Here is a 21,627-nt window from a genome sequence, read left to right on the forward strand (position 1 = left end):
CAGTAAACAAAGCCAGATATATCAATAAGTTGTTAAAAAAATCTATATGTATAACTGACTGTTTGCTTGCTAATAGTTCTAATACTGGTATACACCCTATCCATCTTGTCTGCGTTCCATTGAAAGTAGCTAGGATAGATAGCTTTATAAATCAAAAACCAACGACTACTTTGTGGTTGCCAGCTGATCAAAACGGCCACCATCGACAAAGAAAGCATCCATAATCTCTGCCCATGAGCCAAACACAGCCACAGGTTCAAACGTCTCAATATCAGGCAAAGTATCTTTGTGAGCAGCTAGGATTTGCTCATCACTTGGACGCATATACATTTTTGCCATGAGCTCTTGGGCAGGCTTATCCCATAAACCTTTCAGATAAGCACTTGCCGCTTCCGTCTTACCAGACTTTTCAGTCACTGCCGTTACGACCGCTACTGGGTTGGCAATCGTAATCGAATAGCTCGGGTATACAATATCAACGTTACCCTTTGCAAATTGCTGGGCAGTCAAATGTGCTTCATTTTCGGTCGTGATCAACACATCACCTAAACCACGTTGAGTAAAGCTAGTCGTCGCAGCGCGTGCGCCATTGTCATAAGTAACCACGTTTGCCAGCAGCTTTTTGATAAAATCATTGGTTTTTACAGGGTTTTCATTATTGCTTTCTTTGAATTGGTGCAAGCCATAACCGTAGGCACCTAAGAAGGCATAACGTGCTGTACCACTAGTTTTTGGGTTCGGGATGACCACATCGATATCATTACGTGCCAAATCTGACCAGTCTTTGATATTTTTTGGATTACCAGCGCGAACCAGTAATACCATGGTACTGGTGTACGGCACGGCATTGTTAGGTAGTGCTTGCTGCCAATCAGCAGCGACCAAACCTTTTTCCACCAATAGATTCATATCGCTCTCTTGGTTAAAGGTCACCACATCCGCTTGCAAACCATTGGCGACAGAGAGCGCTTGCTTACTAGAGCCGCCATGTGACTGATTGATATTTACTTTGCTGTTTGGGTGAGTCTTTTGATAGTCGGTACTGAATAAAGTGTTGTAGTCTTTGTAAAAGTCGCGAGACACATCATAGGAGACGTTGAGTAGTTCGACATCTTGCGTCCTGCCACTGGCACTATTTGCCGCGTCATCTTGCGTCGCTTCTGTTGGACTGCAGCCTGTCATCATTATCGCTGCTGCGAGCATGCCGCTAGTGGCAAGTACACGTGCTTTTACAGGCTTATTATTAGTTGATTGAATGCTAGCAATGCTGATTTGTTGGAATTTTTTTTGCATGATGCTCTCGATAAAAGTATTAGAAGCGTTTTGTCAAAATCTTGACCATCATCACAGGGCCTACAATCTTTTGAGTTCGGTTGTCGGGATGATGCAGGCTATGCTAGCAGCATAAATAGCAAACGCTTAGTGATGAATTAGCTTATCGACTAGTGAAGTTGGCATAAGTGATAGGAGTAATCGTTTTGCATCATTAAGAATAAAATGGGTTGAGTAGTTGCTGGCAGGTTTATCAAGTAGACTATGATTTGGGTAGGCTGTACCATTATTTGTACGTTATAAAGTTTGCTGTATCAATGATACTTTCATTATCCCGATACTATGCAAACCTTACTTTTCTACTTGACCAAAGGCCCTTATATGAATACCTCATACCGTCAATTTCATTCTATTGTAGGGCTAATAATAATGACCTCTACCCTAGCGGCTTTAACAGGCTGTAATAGTATGTCGCCCACTATGAATAGCGATAGCCACAGCAAGGTCAAATCAGTTGCCAGTACAACATCTAATTTGCCAACTATTGAAAGTAATATCTTAGGTGACAATGTCTCAGCAGACAGATTTTCAACAAACAAGGTTTCAACAGACAAGGTTTCGGCGGATTACGCTACTGCCGACTACGACAAACGAGCACAAGGCTATGATTGGGTTGGCGTGATGGTACGAGCAGAGAGTGATCGACAGATTGACATTAAAGTTCGCTCACGCAGCGATATCAAAAAACCTACTTGTCACTTCGATGGTAAGGCGACATTAATGGGCCAAGATACTGCTCATGGTATGATTTTTCAGTCAAAGGTAAATGATAGCACTACCTTTTTTCAATTTAAGGACGATACCCTCATCATCGACAGCCCAGACAAATATGCACTGAACTATTTCTGCTCAGGTGGTGGCTCGCTTGCTGGAGAATATAAAAAGCTGGCAGAAGATTTAGAGATTTAATAGTCATCACTAGCATGTGTTAGGACGTGCTTTTCATTTTAAAATAGTGATAAAAATAAAAAGGTGCCAGACAATAAGTCTGACACCTTTTTTATGACTGGCTTAGTACGAGTTTCTTATACTAATGATCAGTCTTTATACAGCAGATGCACCCGTTAATTTAACTTCAGCACGCTCTTCTTTTGCGATACCAGCATAGTAGTCACGCAAAATCTGTAGTACTTCTGGACGGCTAAAGTTTTCTGGTACATCTTCATCTTCTGATAGTGCTTTACGCAGCTTAGTACCTGACACTTTAACATGCTCAGAGGCGTCATGCGGGCAAGTCTTGTCAGAGGCCATAGCATTACAAGCATTACACCAGAACGTCCAGCCAATTTTGAGTGGCTGAGTAACAAGGTCATCTTTGCCAACGTGCTCAAAAATCGTTTGCGCATCAAATGCACCGTAGTAATCTCCGACACCCGCATGATCACGACCAACAATCAGATGGCTACAGCCATAGTTTTGACGGAATAGCGCATGTAATAATGCTTCACGTGGGCCAGCATAGCGCATATCCAACGGATAGCCCGCTTGGATAACAGTATCTTGTCTAAAGTAGTTATCAATTAGCGTTTTGATGGCTTCTTGACGAACTTCTGCTGGGATGTCGCCAGGTTTCAATGCGCCTAATAATGAATGAATCAATACACCATCACAGATTTCAATCGCAATTTTAGCCAGATATTCATGTGAACGGTGCATTGGATTACGCGTTTGGAATGCCGCTACTGTTTTCCAGCCTTTAGCATCCAAAATTGCGCGCGTTTCTGCTGGCGTTTTGTAGATTTCTGGATATAACGTTGGGAACTCACCTTCGCTAAGCACTTCAACACTACCGGCAATATTGACGGCTTCTTGGTTCAATACTTGCTGTACGCCTGGGTGCTCTGAATCCGTGGTCGTAAATACTTGCTGACACTCGTGCTCTTTATCGATAGTGTAGGTTTCTTCTACCGTCAAGATACCCATGACTTCACCATCTTGAGCGACCAATGCTACTTTGTCACCTTGGCTCAAACTATCCGCAGTCTCTTTTGGCGCAGACAAGGTGATAGGAATTGGCCAAAACAAACCTGCGTTTTCGCCGCTTTGCAAGCGCATGTTGTCTACCACACCCTGCCAGTCCGCTTGGTTCATAAAACCATTTAACGGAGTAAAACCGCCGATACCGAACATGATTAAATCACCGCGCTCACGTGAGCTTAGAGTGATGGTCGGCAATGTGCTGGCAAGCTCTAATGCTTGATCGCGTGCTGCACCGTTTAATAATAGTGGCTTAAGCTCTGCACTACCGTGTGGAGGAACCAGCTTTGATTTGAATTGTGATTGGGTTGGGCTTTGAGTTTGAGACATATAGTTATTAAAACCTCTTATAAAAAGAATGGTTGGAAGAGATGAGCAAAAATGCAAAAGCGATTAAATGTACAAAAATGAGAAGAAAGCCGTCGCTAGGTAATAAATAGCTAGATAATAAATAGTGTGCTAACGATTGGGCATTAAATTTGTTACGCATAGGCTACCTAACTTTCGTTATGAAAATTTATGCTGTGTTTGGATATGGATATGTCTGAAAGGAATTTATGTTTCTGGGTACAAGCTTATATGATGTATAGCTGAATTATTTACATTGCGAACGGCAATAAAACCTATTACACACGCAAATCATTTTCGTCGCTGATTTTAAGATTAAAAACAAAACTGAGATTACGTCATGTATCAATATAATTACGCTGACCAGACTTTGGTAGAGGAACGAGTTGCCCAATTTCGCGACCAAACCGAGCGGTTTTTGGCAGGTGAGCTGCCAGAAGAGCAGTTTTTGCCACTGCGGTTGCAAAACGGCCTATACATCCAGCGTTATGCTCCAATGTTGCGTATCGCCATTCCTTACGGTTTGCTTGCCAGCTACCAGTTGCGCAAACTGGCCGAAATTACTCGCAAGTATGATAAAGGCTATGGCCACTTCACGACGCGTACCAATATCCAGCTGAACTGGCCAAAGCTAGAAGATGTGCCAGATATCCTAGCTGAATTAGCCTCAGTACAAATGCATGCCATCCAAACCTCAGGCAACTGTATTCGTAATACCACCACCGATCCATATGCTGGTATCCATAAAGAAGAAATCGCTGACCCACGTCCTTATTGTGAAATTATTCGTCAGTGGTCAACCTTCCATCCTGAGTTTGCTTTTTTGCCGCGTAAATTTAAGATTGCTGTGATCGGTACCAATGATGACCGCGCGGCAACCCAAGTACATGATGTCGGTCTACACGTAAAAACCAATGATGAAGGTGAGATCGGTTTTGAAGTACTGGTTGGTGGCGGTCTTGGACGTATTCCTGTCCTCGGTAAAGTTATCAATAAATTCTTGCCGCGTCAGCATCTGCTTAGTTATTTAGACGCCATCTTGCGTGTCTATAACTTGCACGGTCGCCGTGACAAAGGCAGCAAATACAGATCACGTATCAAAATTTTGGTCGAAAGCATGGGCGGTCCAGCGTTTGCCAAATTGGTCAATGCTGAGTGGGAAGCTCATACCAAAGATGGTCCGCTTACCTTGACTGATGAGAACTTTGCAACCGCGACTGGCTTCTTTAGTGAGCCTGATTATGTCTCATTCGATGCGCTACAAGTACAGTCTGAGCTACAACAGCAACTAAACGCTGATAAAGACTTTGCCAATTGGTATAACCAAAACACCGTAGCGCACAAAATAGCTGGCTATCGTGCCGTGGTTATTTCTCTTAAGGCAGGTTTGGTCGATGGCAAATATGTACCATCCGGTGATGTCAGTGAATCACAAATGGATGCTCTGGCTGACCTGTCCGACAAATATAGCTTTGGTGAGCTGCGTGGTACTTATCAGCAGAATCTAGTATTTGCTGATGTGCAGACCAATAAACTTTATGAGTTATGGCAGCAGCTATCAGAGTTGCATTTAGCGCGCGCAAACATCAATACCCTAACGGATATGATTGTCTGCCCAGGTTGGGATTACTGCTCGCTTGCCAATGCAACGACGCACAACATCGCTGAACAAATCGAAAAACAGTTCGATGACCTAGACTATCTATATGACTTGGGTGAGATTCGCCTGAACATGTCTGGCTGTATCAATGCTTGTGCGCACCATCATACAGGCGATATTGGTATCTTGGGTGTCGATAAAAAAGGCGAACATTGGTACCAGATTAGCCTTGGCGGCAACTCTAGCGACGATGCCAAACTTGGCAAAATCTTAGGCAAATCTGTGCCTGCTCTTGAGGTTGCTAATACCATACAGCAGATTGTTGATGTCTATGTTGACCTGCGTGCCAGCACTGATAACGATGTAGAAAGCTTTGGGCAATTGGTTGAGCGCGTTGGTATTGATCCATTTAAGGAGAAGGTCTATGGCTAATCACCATATTTTGGACAGTCATGGCGTCGATATTGGCAGTCAAGATACATGGCATGTACTTACTACTAATGCACTGCCAGAGAGCATCGTATCGACTAACATTACGTTGCTTGAGCTACTACAAAAACAAGAAAAACCTGACGTCATTGTGCCACTTATTGATCTGTTAGATACTACGGGCGCACAGGCTGGCGGTCTGATTAAAGAAGTCTATGAGCTGATCGTACAGCACAGTAGCCGACTTGGATTGTGGGTTACTGCCGATACTGACGCTGATGCACTAGAAGGACTTAGTGAGTTCTTATCAACGCACGCGCTTATCGTGATTGATGTGCCGAAGTTCGCTGATGGTCGTCACTTTAGCTTTGCACGTACGCTGCGCCAAATCGGTTATACAGGCGAGATTCGAGTGGCTGGCGCGTTTGGCCGCGATCAAATTGCTTATATGCTACGTGTGGGCGTTGATAGCTTTGTATTGAGCGAGCATGACCTAGAAGCCGATTCTAAGTTTGGTATTGAGCAAGCCTTTACTGCCCTTGCTAGTAGCTATGACGGTCGAAGCGCTTCAGATTTACCGATGTTTGCACAACCGTCAGAGCCTTCAGTCGCATAGTTTTAGCACTGACTATTAATTTCATAGTAATACCCAATATTTTTAATCAACACTTTTATATTAACAACAATTAAGGAACGTATTATGAGCCAATTACACCCAAATCTAGATCTTGACCAAGCCAACCAAGACCTGCAAGGTAAGTCACCTGAGCAAATCGTTGAGTGGGCACTGACTCAAGCAAAAAACCCAATCATCACGACCAACTTCCGTCCATATGAATCAGCAATTTTGCATTTGGTTGCCAAACAGCGTCCTGATATCACTGTATTGTGGGTAGACTCAGGTTACAACACTGATGCTACTTATCAGTTTGCCAACAAGCTTATTCATGACCTGAACCTAAACGTTGTTACCTACATTCCTAAGCAAACGGCTGCACACCGTGACGCGACCATGAATGGTATTCCAGGTATCGATAACCCACAGCATGATGAGTTCACTGAGCAAGTAAAGCTTGAGCCATTCCGCCGTGCACTAGATGAGCTAAAGCCAGATGTATGGTTCAATGCCATTCGTAAAGACCAAACTGAATTCCGTCAAGGTCTTGATGTGCTTAGCTTGTCAAAAGATGGCGTATTGAAAGTAGCGCCATTGTTTGAAAAAACAGATGCTGATTTAGATGTGTACTTAGAAGACAATAACCTACCGAACGAGCATGACTACTTTGATCCAACCAAAGTAGAAGAAAGCCGTGAGTGTGGCTTACATACTCAGCTATAGTAAGGCGCTGACTATAGCTATTGTTTGTTGAACAATGGCTATATCAATAAAAAATCCCGCTAGGCTCTTAATAGAGTCGTTAAGCGGGATTTTTTTGTGCCTGTTCTATCTATAAGTCAAAAAAATCTAAAATGGGTACAAGGCAATCGACTGCAGATTGTACAAATAGTACCTCTAGGGAGAGTAACGCCGTAGCCTTTTACTAGTTCTCTGACTATATATCGAAAACTTACCGCTATTCCTATTACTAGCTAAAATATGAATTAATATCTCAAAAACGAATATACTAATGCCAATTCACTAGGTGAGAGTGTGCCTGTGATACCTCATAATGGCGGCATTCCTGATATCTTTTCTACCTTTTATAATAAACAATTAAATATATGGTGACATTATGAACACCTTCCCGCTATTTTTTAAATTAGAAGACCGTAAAGTGCTCATCGTGGGCGGCGGCGAAGTGGCACTGCGTAAAGCGGATTTGCTCAGCCGTGCAGGTGCCTGTATCACTATACTTGCACCTGATATCAGCCATGAGCTACAAGCTTTGCTCACTGACAGCAAACATGAATTTATCTATGAGAATTATAATAAAACCTATATGTCAGGCGCACGGGTAATCATTGCCGCGACTGACGATGAAACACTTAACCACCAGATTCATGCAGATGCGACTGAGCTAAACATTCCAGTCAATGTGGTTGACACGCCGCACTTATGTGACTTTATCTTTCCAGCCATTATCGATCGCAATCCTATCGTGATTGGTATCTCATCAAATGGTAAAGCGCCAGTATTGGCACGTCTATTACGGGCACGTCTTGAGACGTTAATCCCGCAAGGCTATGGTAAATTGGCTAAGCTGGCAGGTGACTTCCGCAGCGAAGTAAAAGCCAAAATACCCACACTCACTGGGCGTCGTCAGTTTTGGGAACGTGCATTTGAAGGTCAGGTCAGCCAGCTCATGTTCGCCGGTAATGAAACGGAAGCTACCGCCCAGTTGCAAGCCGATTTAGACAGTACTGCCGCTGCTATTCATGATGAAACTCACTCTGATACCCCAGTAAATACAACGCCTACGCTATCAGATGATTCAGATAACAAAGCACCTCCTGTCGGTGAAGTCTATATCGTTGGTGCAGGCCCGGGTGATCCAGAGCTGTTGACCTTTAAAGCCTTGCGTTTGATGCAACAAGCAGATGTGGTGTTTTATGATGCTTTAGTCTCACCGCAAGTTTTAGACTTATGCCGCCGTGACGCTGATAAAGTATTTGTCGGTAAAAAACGCAGCAATCATACAGTTGCGCAATTAGGCATCAATGAGCTACTTGTCAATCATGCCAAACAAGGTCGCCGTGTGGTGCGTTTAAAAGGTGGTGATCCGTTTATCTTTGGACGTGGCGGCGAAGAGATCGAAAGCCTGCGGGCACAGAATGTGCCATATCAAGTCGTTCCAGGTATCACCGCTGCCAATGCCGCTGCTAGCTATGCAGGCATTCCTTTAACTCATCGTGATCATTCACAGTCAGTGCGTTTTGTGACGGGATTTTTGAAAGCTGGTGCACCCAACAGTAACTTTAAAAGCTTCTTAAATACTGATGAGACGGTCGTATTTTACATGGGTCTACACTCGCTGGCACGTTTGACTGAAGGCTTGGTTGACGCTGGACGCAGTAGCGAGACGCCGATTGCTATCGTCTCTAATGCGAGTATGCCCAATCAGCAAGTATTGACAGGTACGCTTGCAACGATTGTTGCTAAACAAGAACAAGCACAATTACCAACGCCTGCCCTTCTCATTATGGGCGACGTGGTCAGCTTGCATCATGATTTAGCTTGGTATAATTTGCAAAATCAGCAGCACAGTCAAAATAGCGATGACATCGCTAAAAATTGGTTGCGTGAAGGGTCAAGAGGTGAAGCAGTAAAACAACCAATAGACCAACAAGCTCATGCCCTATCGATGGTCGCAAATCTTGCGACGCAGCAAGGAGACGGTCTGGAGCAACTGATTATTGACTAGCGCTTACTGCTAACCTGTAAAAAGATGAGTTTTAAATAAAAAGAAAACCCTACCAGTATATTATTGGTAGGGTTTTCTTTTGGCAACAGCGCAAAACGCAACGATTCTTGCTAGAATGAAGACTTTCTACTGCTCATACTTATAGTCTACTTATGCCCATACCTGATGCTAGCTTGCCTTTCTCTTTAACCACGCAAATGAAACCTTTGACCATATTGCATACTTCAGACTGGCACTTGGGGCGACGTCTATATGGGCGTCTTCGCTATGAAGAATTTGAGTCATTCCTGCATTGGCTACAAGATACCATCAGCGCGCAAAAAGTAGATATATTGATCGTCGCTGGTGATATTTTCGATACCATGACCCCAAGCAATAAAGCCCAAGCGCTATATTATGAGTTTTTGGGTAAGGTCTCACGATCGTGCTGTCAGCATGTGGTTATTGTCGCAGGCAATCACGATTCACCGACATTTTTAGACGCACCAAGCAATGTGCTTAAGTTTTTGAACGTACATGTGATTGGCACTGCTTGTGATCACTTGGACGACGAAGTATTGGTCTTGGGTGATGACGACAACAACCCCCATTGTATTATTGCCGCTGTGCCCTATCTGCGCGATCGGGATGTGCGTAGCAGTAGCGCTGGCGAATCTGCAGATAGCAAAGACGCCAATGTTATCGCTGGTATTTGCGAGCATTATGACAATGTTGCAGACATTGCAAAGGCTAAGCAAGCCGACTTAAACAAAACGCATCAGCGATATATTCCTATCATCGCGACAGGACATCTATTCGCGTCTGGCGGCAAAACAACTGAGGATGATGGTGTACGCGAGCTTTATGTCGGCTCACTAGGTAAAATATCTGCCGATATGTTCAATGATGGCTTCGATTATGTGGCACTTGGGCATTTGCACGTGCCGCAGCGCGTTGGCGGTCGTGAGAGTATTCGCTACTCAGGCTCACCCATCGCTATGGGTTTTGGAGAGGCCAAACAGCAAAAGCAAGTATTGCTGGTACAGTTTGGTGCCGCAGAACATTTTAATAATGACATCTCAGAGCTGAATGTCGTACCTGATAGTATTATTCCTCATGCCATCAATATAGCCGCTACTATTGAAGTCGCCCAAGTTAAAAAATCAGTAGATAAATTAGCAGAAAAAACTGCTAAAACAGTGGTGAGTCAGGCACTGCCTTTCATGGACGACTTGTTCGGCTTTGATGAGCCATTAGAAGATGAGGAAGTTAAAAAATCCACTGTCATAGAAAATACTCCTATTCAGCCTGAGCAATATAAAAGCATTCGAGAAACTTCTACTGACGCCGTGACTAGCAATAAAATACTGCATCGCGATGACGCTAATCAAATGCAAGTAATGTCCCTGCCCATTCCAAAGTTTCAACAACTGGCGCAAATATCTGGTGACCTAATTACGATTGAGCAAACCATTAGAGCGCTTACGCAATCGGACTCTATTTGGCTAGAGGTTGTCTATACAGGGGATGAGATTGTCAGTGATTTGCGTGAGCAAGTGCAAGCAATGGTGGAAGGGGTGCCATATGAAGTGCTTAAGATAAAAAACACTCGTACTTATAACAAAGTCCTCAATCAGCAGCAAACCTCTGAGAACTTGCAGGACTTAAATGAGATGGAAGTGTTTGAGCGCTGCTTGACGATAAATGATGTGGCTGATTCTCAAAAAGACTCATTGCGCGATGCCTATGGTCAGATACTTTATAACTTACGTCATGAAGACAAACAGGCGGAATGATATAAGCGACATATCATAACAACACTTCCTAAATTTTTCGCAGTTGCGGCTATTACTACTAATATTAAGAATTATCCATGCGCCTAATCGAACTCAGACTAAAAAACCTCAACTCCCTAAAAGGCGAATGGCATATTGATTTTGCTGATACTGCCTTTACCAATGAAGGCATCTTTGCTATCACTGGGCAAACAGGCGCTGGCAAGACCACCATATTGGATGCTATTTGCTTAGCGCTATATGGCGAGACGCCAAGGATTAATAGCATCAGTAAGAGCAGCAATGAAGTGATGACTAGGCAGACGGCAGAGTGTTTCGCTGAAGTAGTGATTGACTTAAATGGCGAGCAGTATCGCTGCCGCTGGGGACAGCGCCGTGCTTACAACAAAGCAGACGGTAATCTACAAGATGCGACTCATGAAATCGCTAAGATAAACGTTGATGACTCGTCAAAAGAGGATGAGCTGTTAGAGAGCACCTTAAAGCATACCAAAAACAAGATTATTGAACTGACTCGGATGGATTTTCAGCAATTTACTCGCTCTATATTACTGGCTCAGGGCAGTTTTTCAGCATTTCTGAAGGCAAAGGCTGATGAACGCGCAGATATTTTAGAAAAAATTACGGGCACTGATATTTACGCGACTATCTCAACACAGGTTCATGATAAAAAACGTACCGAAGAAGAAATTCTCAGCAAACTGCAATACGGTTTAGATGGCTTGATGTTTTTAGATACCGATAAAGAAAATCAGTTAAAAGCCGATTTACAGTCATATCAAAGTACCCAAAGTGAACAGCAACAGACCATTCAAGACTTGGCTGAAAAGATAAAGTGGCTAGATAGCGTGACAGAGTCAAAAGAGAAACTGAATACTTATGAAAATGATCTAGATCAGGCTCAGCAGGCTCAGCAAGACTTTATCCCTAATGCCAAACGCTTAACCGCTGCTAATAAAGCACTAGAAATCGATAGTCAGTTCAGCCAACTTGTCCATAGTCGCGATAACCTAAAACGCTTGCAAGAAGAACAGCAGCAGATCAGTAGCATCTTACCGCAAAAACAAAATGATTTAGAACAAGCAACCACACATCTAGAGACAGCGAAAACTCATACACAAGCTACTCACGAAGCTTTGCAAACGGCTCTACCCAATATTGCGCAGGCGCGTAAACTCGATGTGGAGATTGCGCAGAACACGCATATCTTAAAAGATATTGAGCAAAGACAGCAAACTCTAACGGGCAGCACTCAACATCTAAATAAAGAGATAGACAACCATAAACAACAGGCTGCACAAAATAAAACCCAGCTCGCAAGTGTCGAAAGCTATCTTAATGACGCCCATGAATTAAGCAATATTGATAGTGACATAGCAAATTTTAAAAGCCATTGCGGCCGACTAAAAGTAGTATTGCAAGAGAATACCGCCCTATCAGATGATAAAACAAGCCAGCAGCAGCAGATCCACCAGTATCGCGCCAATCTTGACGGCTTAAATCAACAGAAAAAGACAAAAGACACCACCATATTGTCTATACAGGATAAATTGGCCGCTTTACAACAAGAGCAAGCAGCATTAACCCAAGTGCAGTCATTGGCTGATATGCGAGATGAGCAAGAGCAGATTGATGATATCAACCGTCAACTTGACCAAGTGAGCGTTAAGACAAAACAGCTTGATGAGCTTAGTGTACAAGTAAAGAAAATAGTTGCTACCTTGCCAGTAATGAGTAACGACCTCAAGAAGCTGGCAGGCTTAATCGCTGATAATGAATCGGCGCTCGGCGCTGCCAAAGAAAAGCGTCAAGACAAACAAACCCAGCTGCATTTACTACAAAAAGTCGCTAAATTAGAAGACTATATCGCTGACCTAAAAGAGGGTCATCCTTGCCCGCTTTGCGGTGCGTTAGAGCATCCTTATAGTGAAGACCATCCGCACTTAGCGCAAGAAACGGAAGCAACGCAAACTCAGCGGAAAATAGCAGAGCTGGATACGACTATATCCAATTTAGAAGATACTTTATCTAAACATCGTATTACTCAGGCAACTGTACGACAGCAGTTTGCGCAGCAGGAAGAGCAACAAGGCTTGCTAAATCACCAAATACAAAAGTTGAAGATAGATATCGACCAGCTGGTCAGTTTATTAATCAATAAAGGTTATTCTCAAGTTATTGCTGAAACATTAAAACTGCTGGCGCATATAGATACGCATATAGATACACTATCGTTATTAGACAGTAGCAAAATCGAGCTAGGTAAGCGTAAAGAATCTCTTAAAAATACGTTAACTCAATATGAAACGCTTAGCGAGTCGCTCTCTACGATGCGTAACGACATCGAAGCGTTAGACAAGGAGCAGCGTGAGCTAACCAGCACTATTAACGAGATTGAGAGCAATAGTGAAAAAATAGCATGGGCTATAGAAAACTTAGACAAAAAATATCTTGATAACTTTTCTGAATTGACCGTGCTCAAAACCGATATATTAGCCCTGTTAAATAAATATTCCGCTGACAAAAATCAGTCAGGCACAAAAACGGCGATACGTTTTTCACTGCAATCATTACAACCGCTGATAACCAGCATTGAAAATCAAACCGTACTAAGCAATGTGGACGCTCAGGCGCAAATCAATACTCTGCGCCAATGTCACAGTTCCCTTTTAGAAATCAAGAAACAGTTCAATGACTATAGAGAGGATCAACAAACCCTAAAGACATCACTCGGTCGACTAGAAACACAAATTGAGACCAAGCAGTCTCAACTCGATAAAGAAGAAAATGAGCTTGTTAAACTAGTTCAACTCGCGGCTGAAAAATCGGACTCGCTTAAGAAATTAAAAACAAACAGAGATGACGTCTTAGCTGATAAAGATCCTGAAGCAGAAGAAAAGCGTTTGCGTGATGCGTTAGATCAGGCTAAAACCACGCAGACCTCTACGCAAAGACAGCTAGACAATGCTGAACACATACTTAGTCAATTGCTTGATAAGCAGCGTCACGTGACTGAGCAAGTGACCATAGTACAGGGAACACTCAATACTCAAGAGGATAGCTTTAAGTTAATACTTGCTACTTCTGATTTCGCTGATGAAATAGATTTTACTAATGCACGCCTGCCAATTGATGAACGCAACACACTCAGACAGCAGCAACAGCATATCGATTATGCGCTAAAACAAGCGCAGTCTTTATTAGAAGAAACACAAAAAACACTTGCAGATAAACAAGCCAATCCACTGACAACAGATGATAAAGAAACGCTTACCCAACAGCAATCACAAGCCCAAGATGAATTTAATAAACGAATTGAGTCAATCGGTGCAATCAGTCAGCGTCTAAAGGACAATGAAGATAAGAAAAACACTCAACAGGCGCAGCTTGATGCCATCACTATACAAAAGGATAAACTGCAAGTTTGGCAACAACTGCACAAATTGATTGGCTCATCTGATGGCAAAAAGTTCCGTACCTTTGCCCAAGGGCTAACCTTTGACATTATGATTAGCCATGCTAATACGCAGCTGCAAAAGATGAGCAATCGCTACCTATTGGTTCGTGATGACAGTAACCCACTTGAGTTAAATGTAATGGATGACTATCAAGGTGGTGAAATTCGCAGTACTAAAAATCTTTCAGGCGGCGAAGGTTTTATCATTAGCCTAGCATTAGCATTGGGACTGTCGCAAATGGCCAGTCAAAATATACGTGTAGATTCGCTATTTTTGGATGAAGGGTTTGGAACCTTGGATGAGGAATCTTTAGACATTGCGCTTGATACGCTGACCAATCTACAGCAAGAAAGTAAATTAATCGGGGTGATATCCCATGTTCAGGCGCTAAAAGATCGCATTTTAACCCAAATCAAGGTCGAAAAGCTCTCGGGCGGATTTAGCCGAATTAGTGGTCAAGGGTGTCATAAAGTCGTCAGTGAAAAAGTATCATAAGTTAGGCTAATCACTTTACTACTTAATACTTTCACTTAAACCATTTCGTTTAGACAATAAAAAACCACCGAACCTGAAGAACGGTGGTCTTTTGTGCGACAGTTTAGAATTGATACTACTTAGTAACTAAACCACTAAGCTCACTCATCAATACTGACAACGTTGAAAGACCGATTTGACCTTCTTCATCGTTGCTATGTAGCTCATCCAACTTATTCATCTCTGTGGTGACTGCTGCAAGCTGATCGACGTGTCTTGCTCTCCATTCACTAAATGCTTGCTTAGCATCTGGTTTTGAGAGTACCGCATCCATCAATAAGCGCAAGCTGCGTGACAGCTCGTTCACTAACGCATGACGTGCACGGCGATCCCAGTAGTCTTGCTGTGGTAGGTTCGCAATATTTTCCATCATCCAGTCTAACTGCAATACTTGATAAGCTTCAAAGTATAATGTTGCAATCTCATCAACAGGACGCTCGTATTGCTCAGCAAGCAACGCAGCATCAAGCGCATCGACATGGTACGGTAGCATCGCAAATAGCGTAGCGTCATTATCAGACAGCTCTTTTTGCATCAAGCGCTTGGTATCTTCTTGCAAATATTGTGCAAACTGCTGCTCGATAAAGCCACTTGGCTTCGTCAGTTTTTCCACACTTTCACTAAAGCGGCTAATCATATCAGCGACTTGCAGATTTTGACCGAAGGCATTGATAAACCAAACCACACCGCGCTCAAGTGAGTCACGTAGACGTAGCTCAAGGTTCAGCAGTAACGTCGCCTCAACTTGATTGTCTAGAGCTTCCAGTGCTTTCCAAGCGCGCGATACGTTGAATACATCACGGCTAATCGCATAACCACGTACGATAGTGGCTAGTGATTGATCGGTTTCCTCAAAGAGACGGAATAGCGCTTCAATACCTAAGCGATTGACCACACTGTTGGTCAAGTAAGTACTGATGATCTCGCGATGCAAACGGTGCTCAGTCATCTCATCAAAGAAGCGTGACGCAAGCTCATCTGGGAAGTACTTACGTAGCTCATTGATAAAGTACGGATCATCTGGTAAGTCAGATAGTAGTAGATTGTCATAAACCCACATTTTGCCATAGGCCAAGACCACTGCCAGCTCAGGATTGGTCAGACCAGTATCCACTTTTTGACGCTTCGTAATCTCTTCATCTGATGGTAGATACTCAATCGCACGATCCAGACGCCCTTCACTCTCTAGCATCTGAATAAAGCGCTGATGATCACTCAGATTAGCTGCTGCGCGGATATGGCTCAGCTCGATCGCTTGTGGTTGCAAGTAGTTTTGACGTAGTACCAATTCTGCTACGGTGTCAGTCATACTCTCAAGCAGCTCATTACGTTGCTTCAGCGTCATATCGCCTTGCTCGACCACTTTGCCAAGTAGGATTTTGATATTGACTTCATGATCCGAACAGTTAACACCGCCTGAGTTATCGATTGCATCTGTATAGATACGTCCACCCGTTTGAGCGTACTCGATACGACCTTGCTGAGTTAGACCTAAGTTACCACCTTCACCAACGACGGCTGCGCGTAGCTCATTACCATCGATACGCAGCGAGTCATTCGCACGGTCGCCCACGTCAGCGTGCGTTTCGTTTGCACTTTTGACATAAGTCCCGATACCACCATTCCAGATCAGATCGACAGGTGCTCGTAGTAACGCACTGATCAAATCATTCGGTGCAAGGCTGTCTTCACTGATATCAAAGAGCGACTTCATCTCAGGGCTGATAGCGATGGTCTTGTCTTGGCGTGAGAATATACCACCACCTTGGCTGATTAATGATGCTTCATAATCTGCCCATGATGAGCGTGGTAATTCAAACAAGCGTGCGCGCTCAGCGTATGAAGCCGCTGTATCTGGATTAGGATCAATAAAGATATGTAAATGGTTAAAGGCAGCCACTAGCTTGGTATGCGTTGATAGCAGCATACCATTACCGAATACATCCCCACTCATGTCACCAATACCGACAACGGTAAAGTCGTCACGGTTTTGGATGTCCATACCGCGCATACGGAAGTGACGTTTGACTGACTCCCAACCACCGCGCGCTGTGATACCCATTGCTTTATGGTCATAGCCTACTGAGCCACCTGATGCAAAGGCATCATCTAGCCAGAAGTTGTACTCTGCTGCTAACGCATTGGCTATATCAGAGAAGGTAGCTGTACCTTTGTCTGCCGCAACAACCAAGTACGGGTCGTCTTCATCATGACGTACCGTGTTGGCTGGCGGGACGATGTTGCCATCTACGATATTGTCTGTGACATCAAGCATGCCGCGTAAGAATGTCTGATAGCAGGCGATACCTTCTGCTTGGAACGCCTCACGACCATCAGCCATACTCTTGGTTTTGACAATAAATCCGCCTTTAGAGCCTACAGGGACGATTACTGCGTTTTTGACCATCTGTGCTTTGACAAGGCCGAGTACTTCAGTACGGAAATCTTCCATACGATCTGACCAGCGCAGACCACCGCGAGCGACTTTGCCGCCACGTAAGTGTACAGCTTCGACGCGTGGTGAATACACAAATATTTCAAACATTGGCTTTGGTTTAGGCAAGTTTGGAATGTCTGCTGCCAAGAATTTAAATGACAGACGATCTTTGCGTTGACCATCACTATCCACTTGATAGAAGTTGGTACGTACCATCGCATTGATCAAATCTAAGTACCAGCGCAAGATACGATCTTCATCCAAGCTATCTACATCTGCTAGCGCAGCAGTGATTTGCTCTTGAATTTTCGTTGTTTTTTCTTGGCGCGTCTCATCACTATATTCAGGATTCATGCGCGCATCAAATAAACTACCTAACGCGACGCTGATATCACTGTTTTTGACCACGGTTTGCTGAATATAAGCACTAGAGAATGGGGCACGTGCTTGCAGCATATAGCGAGACAATGCACGCAATACGACGACATCATAAGTATCGAGCTTGGTCGTTAGTACTAATTCATTAAATGAATCGCTTTCAACGCGACCTGCCCAGATTTGTTTTAGGCTGTCTTCGAACTGACCACGCACGACTTGCATATTGACCGTATCGACATGCTCTAGGGTCAACTCATACTCTTGCATCCAGATAGGTTGCTCTGGCAAGTCAAACTCATAAGTCTGTGCTGAGATAACTGACACACCAAAGTTTTCAAGTATTGGTAATACTTTTGACAAGATAACCGGCTGCTCGCGACCATATAGCTTTAGGTGGAGCTGGTTACGTGCATCGCCTGTCGACTGGTATAAATGCCAAAGCATTGGTTGCTCTGCGGTCAGTCCTGCCAAACGTTTCGTATCTTCGACTGCGGTACGAGCATCAAAACGCTCTTGGTAGGCAGCAGGGATATAGTTTAAGAAGCGACGATTTAAAGCATTGGCTTGTTGCTCACCCACATTGTCGAGTAGCATCTTTTGATAATTATCATCCCATGATTGCATGAGTGCTGATAATTTGGCTTCAAGTGTGGCGATATTGACGTCATTTACTTGACCAGGCACGGTACGTACGTGGACGTGCACACGAGCATGCGCAGATTCATTAAATTCAGTGGTAAACCCTGAAGACATACCGTTATAGGCGTCTTTTAGGACATTTTGTACTTTAATGCGTAGCTCGGTGTTGAACTTATCACGTGGGATATAAACCAAGCACGAGACAAAACGCTGATAATGGTCAATACGGCTAAATAGACGTAAGCTCTTCTTGTCTTGTAGTTGAGTAATGCCCGAAACAATTGGATATAGCTCTTCGACGCTGGCTTGGAACAAATCATCACGTGGCAAGGTATTAATCACATGCATCATCTTGTGATGAGCATGACCGTCACGTGGCAAGTCTGCCATCGCCATAATTTTATTGGCTTTTTCGCGCAATAGCGGTATTTGCTGTACAGTCAGCTGATAGGCTTGTGACGTAAGCAAACCGATAAAGCGGTATTCACCAATTAGGTTACCGTTATCATCGAACTTATGAATGCCCAAAAAGTCCATATATACTGAACGATGCACAGGTGATACACGGCTTGATTTAGACAGCATCAACACGCGTGGCTCAGTCAACAATTGCTTTAACCCTTTAGGTAGTTGGCTAAAGCTTTCTGATAGCTTGTCTTTCTCAGAACCACGTAGTAGACCAAGTCCACTGTTACCAATCGCAAATAAATCTAAATCGGTCGGCTCAGAAGTCACTTCGATAGACTGACCGCCTTCTAAGCGGTATTCACGATACCCTAAGAATATGAAGTGATCGTCTAAGATCCAATCTAAAAATGCTTGGATTTCTTGTTGTGAATAGAATACTTCTGGTAGTGGCTTAGTTGAAAGCTCAGTTTTGATGTCATTTAACTGCGCACGCATCTGTTTCCAGTCGCCAACGACCGTATCAAGCGTGTCAATTTTTGACATCAGCATTCTTTGCAGCGCTTCCAAGTCTTCGTTGTCTTGGTAAGCAATTTCACAATGAATCAATGACATATGTGAAGTGGCACTTTCATGTGCGCCTTCGATATGGGTAATATCACCATTGTCATCACGCTCAACACTGATAATAATGTTGTAAGTACGATGAACATCGATACCTTCAGCTTCTAGGCTCATCAAAATCGTATCAACTAAGAATGGTCTATCATAAGCTGCGATTTGAATGACAGTGTGCGAGCTGTGAAAGTGCTGCTCTTCTGCTGCTGGGTTTAGTACTGTCAGCTGCGGCTTGCTGCCGTCGTAAGCTTTGAGTAGTGTAAAGTGATGTAGCGCCATGCCCGCCAAGTCAGCATTACTAATCGCCTCTGCAGTTTCTTGATGCAGCGGCTGATAATAGCTATGAATAAAATGATCAAATAGCGATTTGTCTTTTTGTACATAACTGGTAGCAATATCGCTTATCTGGCTAATGCGCTCTTTTGCGATACTGAGGGAGTTTGGCATTTCCTGCGTCCTTTTTTTATAGATTTGGTTTAACATTTATTTATTTAAGTTTATCGATTTAGATTGACTACTGTTACTGCATATTCATCATTGGTGCAACGGTGCAGTATTTCCATTCACGCGACTTATTTTATTTTTATAACAGTTAGAAATTTTCTCCTTTTTTGCTCTTATTTTTTATTAATATGTAGCCATCAGAATTTAATACTACCAATATAGTGAAGTGTAACGCACATAAGGCGCGAGCTAAAGTGTACAACATCATTTCATGAATCAGCGATGTGTCGATAACCTTTACTAATGAGACAATGCATTTTTAGACATCGATATGGATGATTCAGTGCTGGCAGGCGGATACTCATGGTAATTGAAGGCGTTTTTTTGTTAGAATATGCCAACATATTTAAGAGCGTACGACTCGCTCACTATTAACTTTAATGCTAAGGGCAAAAGGTATGATGAATATTTTGGTGGTTGGCTCAGGTGGTCGCGAACACGCATTGGCATGGCAATGTGCAAAAGATGACAATGTAAAAAATGTCTACATCGCTCCTGGTAATGCTGGCACCGCCCTTGAGCCTAAATGCCAAAACGTTACGCTAGAGTCTACCGACGCTGACGCAGGCGAGCATAGTGCTGTTATCGTCTTTTGTCAAAATAATGATATCGACATGGTAATTGTTGGTCCAGAAGCGCCTTTGGTCACAGGCATTGTTGATGCTTGTCGTGATGCAGGTATCAAAGCATGGGGCCCAACAGCGTACTGTGCACAGTTAGAAGGCTCAAAAACTTTTGCTAAAGAGTTCATGGAGCAAAACAATATCCCAACCGCTGCTTATCAAGGTTTTACTGACGCAGTCGCTGCAAAAGCCTATGTCGATGAGCAAGGCGCACCTATCGTTATCAAAGCAGATGGTCTTGCTGCAGGTAAAGGCGTGATCGTTGCTGAAACGATCGAACAAGCACATGAAGCTATCGACGATATGTTAGCGGACAACAAGTTCGGTGATGCTGGCAGCCGCGTGGTTATCGAGCAGTTCTTACAGGGTGAAGAAGCCAGCTTTATCTGTATGATTGATGGTGATAATATCTTGCCAATGGCAACCAGCCAAGATCACAAACGTGCTTTTGAAGGTGATACTGGTCCAAACACTGGCGGTATGGGTGCCTACTCCCCTGCTCCAGTTGTTACGAGCGATGTTCATAACAAAGTCATGCAGCAAGTGATTCAACCAGTAGTCGATGCCATGAAAAACGCAGGCCACCCTTATACTGGATTCTTATACGCTGGTCTTATGATTGATAAGGCAGGCGACCCGTATGTCATCGAATTTAACTGCCGTTTTGGTGATCCAGAAACGCAACCTATCTTAATGCGCTTGCAGTCATCAATGGTCGATTTGGTCGCACAAGGTTTGGCAGGTCAGTTACCTAGTGAAGCAAAATGGGATGCGCGCCCTGCTCTAGGTATCGTTGTCGCATCAAAAGGCTACCCTGAAACTTCATCTAAAGGTGATGTGATTGCTGGTTTGCCAGAACTAGATCCTAACAACGACAATGCTGTGAAAGTTTTCCATGCTGGCACAGCATTTTCTAACGATAATGATAAAGAAGTCGTTACAAACGGCGGGCGTGTATTATGTGTGACTGCGCTAGCAGATAGCATTTCTGATGCTCAGCAAGCCGCATTAGCAGTCACCGCTGCTATCAGTTTCGATGGTGCTCAGTACCGTCGTGATATTGGTCACCATGCCATCACTCGCGAAAATGCTTAGCAGATAAGGCATACTAAAAAAATATTGAGTAATGTCTTGGGCAGTGTGTTTTAGATAGTGCGAAGGTTTCGCTCAATATGTTTGATTAATAGTATTTCTATATTTTATAGCTC

General features: G+C 43.5%; 11 protein-coding genes. 8 read left to right on the forward strand and 3 right to left on the reverse strand.

The annotated features are described in order from the left end of the window. Positions 1-165: 165 nt before the first annotated feature. On the reverse strand, positions 166-1,293 hold the full coding sequence (locus ABFV72_RS11165; RefSeq protein ID WP_347163730.1) for a sulfate ABC transporter substrate-binding protein: 1,128 nt from the start codon (positions 1,291-1,293) through the stop codon (positions 166-168). A gap of 408 nt (positions 1,294-1,701) precedes the next feature. Here ABFV72_RS11165 and ABFV72_RS11170 point away from each other — a divergent pair, with 408 nt between their 5' ends. After that, a complete protein-coding gene (locus ABFV72_RS11170) occupies positions 1,702-2,241 on the forward strand; it encodes a hypothetical protein (protein ID WP_347163732.1) in 540 nt (179 codons plus the stop codon). Between the two features lie 135 nt (positions 2,242-2,376). Here ABFV72_RS11170 and sat read toward each other — a convergent pair whose 3' ends face one another. After that, positions 2,377-3,639, reverse strand: a complete 1,263-nt coding sequence (gene sat / locus ABFV72_RS11175) for a sulfate adenylyltransferase (RefSeq protein ID WP_347163733.1) — start codon at positions 3,637-3,639, stop codon at positions 2,377-2,379. 358 nt (positions 3,640-3,997) lie between these two features. Here sat and ABFV72_RS11180 point away from each other — a divergent pair, with 358 nt between their 5' ends. The 6 genes from ABFV72_RS11180 (at position 3,998) to ABFV72_RS11205 (ending at position 14,776) form a co-directional block, all read left to right on the forward strand. Beyond that, positions 3,998-5,689 carry a nitrite/sulfite reductase gene (locus ABFV72_RS11180; protein WP_347163734.1) on the forward strand — a complete coding sequence of 564 codons (1,692 nt, stop codon included), beginning with the start codon at positions 3,998-4,000 and terminating at the stop codon, positions 5,687-5,689. Further along, a complete protein-coding gene (locus tag ABFV72_RS11185) occupies positions 5,682-6,302 on the forward strand; it encodes a DUF934 domain-containing protein (RefSeq protein ID WP_347163735.1) in 621 nt (206 codons plus the stop codon). Before ABFV72_RS11180 ends, ABFV72_RS11185 begins: the two co-directional genes overlap by 8 nt. Before the next feature lie 84 nt (positions 6,303-6,386). Continuing rightward, a complete protein-coding gene (locus ABFV72_RS11190) occupies positions 6,387-7,025 on the forward strand; it encodes a phosphoadenosine phosphosulfate reductase family protein (protein ID WP_347163736.1) in 639 nt (212 codons plus the stop codon). Positions 7,026-7,419: 394 nt separating this feature from the next. Continuing rightward, a complete protein-coding gene (gene cysG, locus ABFV72_RS11195; protein ID WP_347163737.1) occupies positions 7,420-9,048 on the forward strand; it encodes a siroheme synthase CysG in 1,629 nt (542 codons plus the stop codon). A gap of 152 nt (positions 9,049-9,200) precedes the next feature. Beyond that, positions 9,201-10,823: an exonuclease SbcCD subunit D C-terminal domain-containing protein gene (locus tag ABFV72_RS11200; RefSeq protein WP_347163739.1), complete on the forward strand. Its 1,623-nt coding sequence runs from the start codon at positions 9,201-9,203 to the stop codon at positions 10,821-10,823. A gap of 77 nt (positions 10,824-10,900) precedes the next feature. Continuing rightward, positions 10,901-14,776 (forward strand): AAA family ATPase, encoded by a 3,876-nt coding sequence (locus tag ABFV72_RS11205; RefSeq protein WP_347163740.1) that lies wholly within the window; start codon positions 10,901-10,903, stop codon positions 14,774-14,776. A gap of 115 nt (positions 14,777-14,891) precedes the next feature. On the opposite strand, the gene ABFV72_RS11210 is transcribed toward ABFV72_RS11205, so the two are convergent. Further along, complete coding sequence (locus ABFV72_RS11210) at positions 14,892-19,739, reverse strand: NAD-glutamate dehydrogenase (protein ID WP_347163741.1); 4,848 nt, start codon at positions 19,737-19,739, stop codon at positions 14,892-14,894. 458 nt (positions 19,740-20,197) lie between these two features. On the opposite strand from ABFV72_RS11210, the gene purD reads away from it, so the two are divergent. Further along, a complete protein-coding gene (purD, locus tag ABFV72_RS11215; RefSeq protein ID WP_347163750.1) occupies positions 20,198-21,514 on the forward strand; it encodes a phosphoribosylamine--glycine ligase in 1,317 nt (438 codons plus the stop codon). The last annotated feature ends 113 nt before the right edge of the window (positions 21,515-21,627 follow it).

Source organism: Psychrobacter proteolyticus (assembly GCF_039762275.1).
GTDB lineage: Bacteria > Pseudomonadota > Gammaproteobacteria > Pseudomonadales > Moraxellaceae > Psychrobacter > Psychrobacter proteolyticus_C.

Bases quoted from the DNA above. Each gene is read 5' to 3' on its own strand.
- ABFV72_RS11190 (WP_347163736.1), top strand. From the start codon at position 6,387: ATGAGCCAATTACACCCAAATCTAGATCTTGACCAAGCCAACCAAGAC.
- sat (WP_347163733.1), bottom strand. From the start codon at position 3,639: ATGTCTCAAACTCAAAGCCCAACCCAATCACAATTCAAATCAAAGCTG.
- ABFV72_RS11205 (WP_347163740.1), top strand. From the start codon at position 10,901: ATGCGCCTAATCGAACTCAGACTAAAAAACCTCAACTCCCTAAAAGGC.
- ABFV72_RS11165 (WP_347163730.1), bottom strand. From the start codon at position 1,293: ATGCAAAAAAAATTCCAACAAATCAGCATTGCTAGCATTCAATCAACT.
- ABFV72_RS11180 (WP_347163734.1), top strand. From the start codon at position 3,998: ATGTATCAATATAATTACGCTGACCAGACTTTGGTAGAGGAACGAGTT.
- purD (WP_347163750.1), top strand. From the start codon at position 20,198: ATGAATATTTTGGTGGTTGGCTCAGGTGGTCGCGAACACGCATTGGCA.
- ABFV72_RS11200 (WP_347163739.1), top strand. From the start codon at position 9,201: ATGCCCATACCTGATGCTAGCTTGCCTTTCTCTTTAACCACGCAAATG.
- ABFV72_RS11170 (WP_347163732.1), top strand. From the start codon at position 1,702: ATGACCTCTACCCTAGCGGCTTTAACAGGCTGTAATAGTATGTCGCCC.
- ABFV72_RS11185 (WP_347163735.1), top strand. From the start codon at position 5,682: ATGGCTAATCACCATATTTTGGACAGTCATGGCGTCGATATTGGCAGT.
- ABFV72_RS11210 (WP_347163741.1), bottom strand. From the start codon at position 19,739: ATGCCAAACTCCCTCAGTATCGCAAAAGAGCGCATTAGCCAGATAAGC.
- cysG (WP_347163737.1), top strand. From the start codon at position 7,420: ATGAACACCTTCCCGCTATTTTTTAAATTAGAAGACCGTAAAGTGCTC.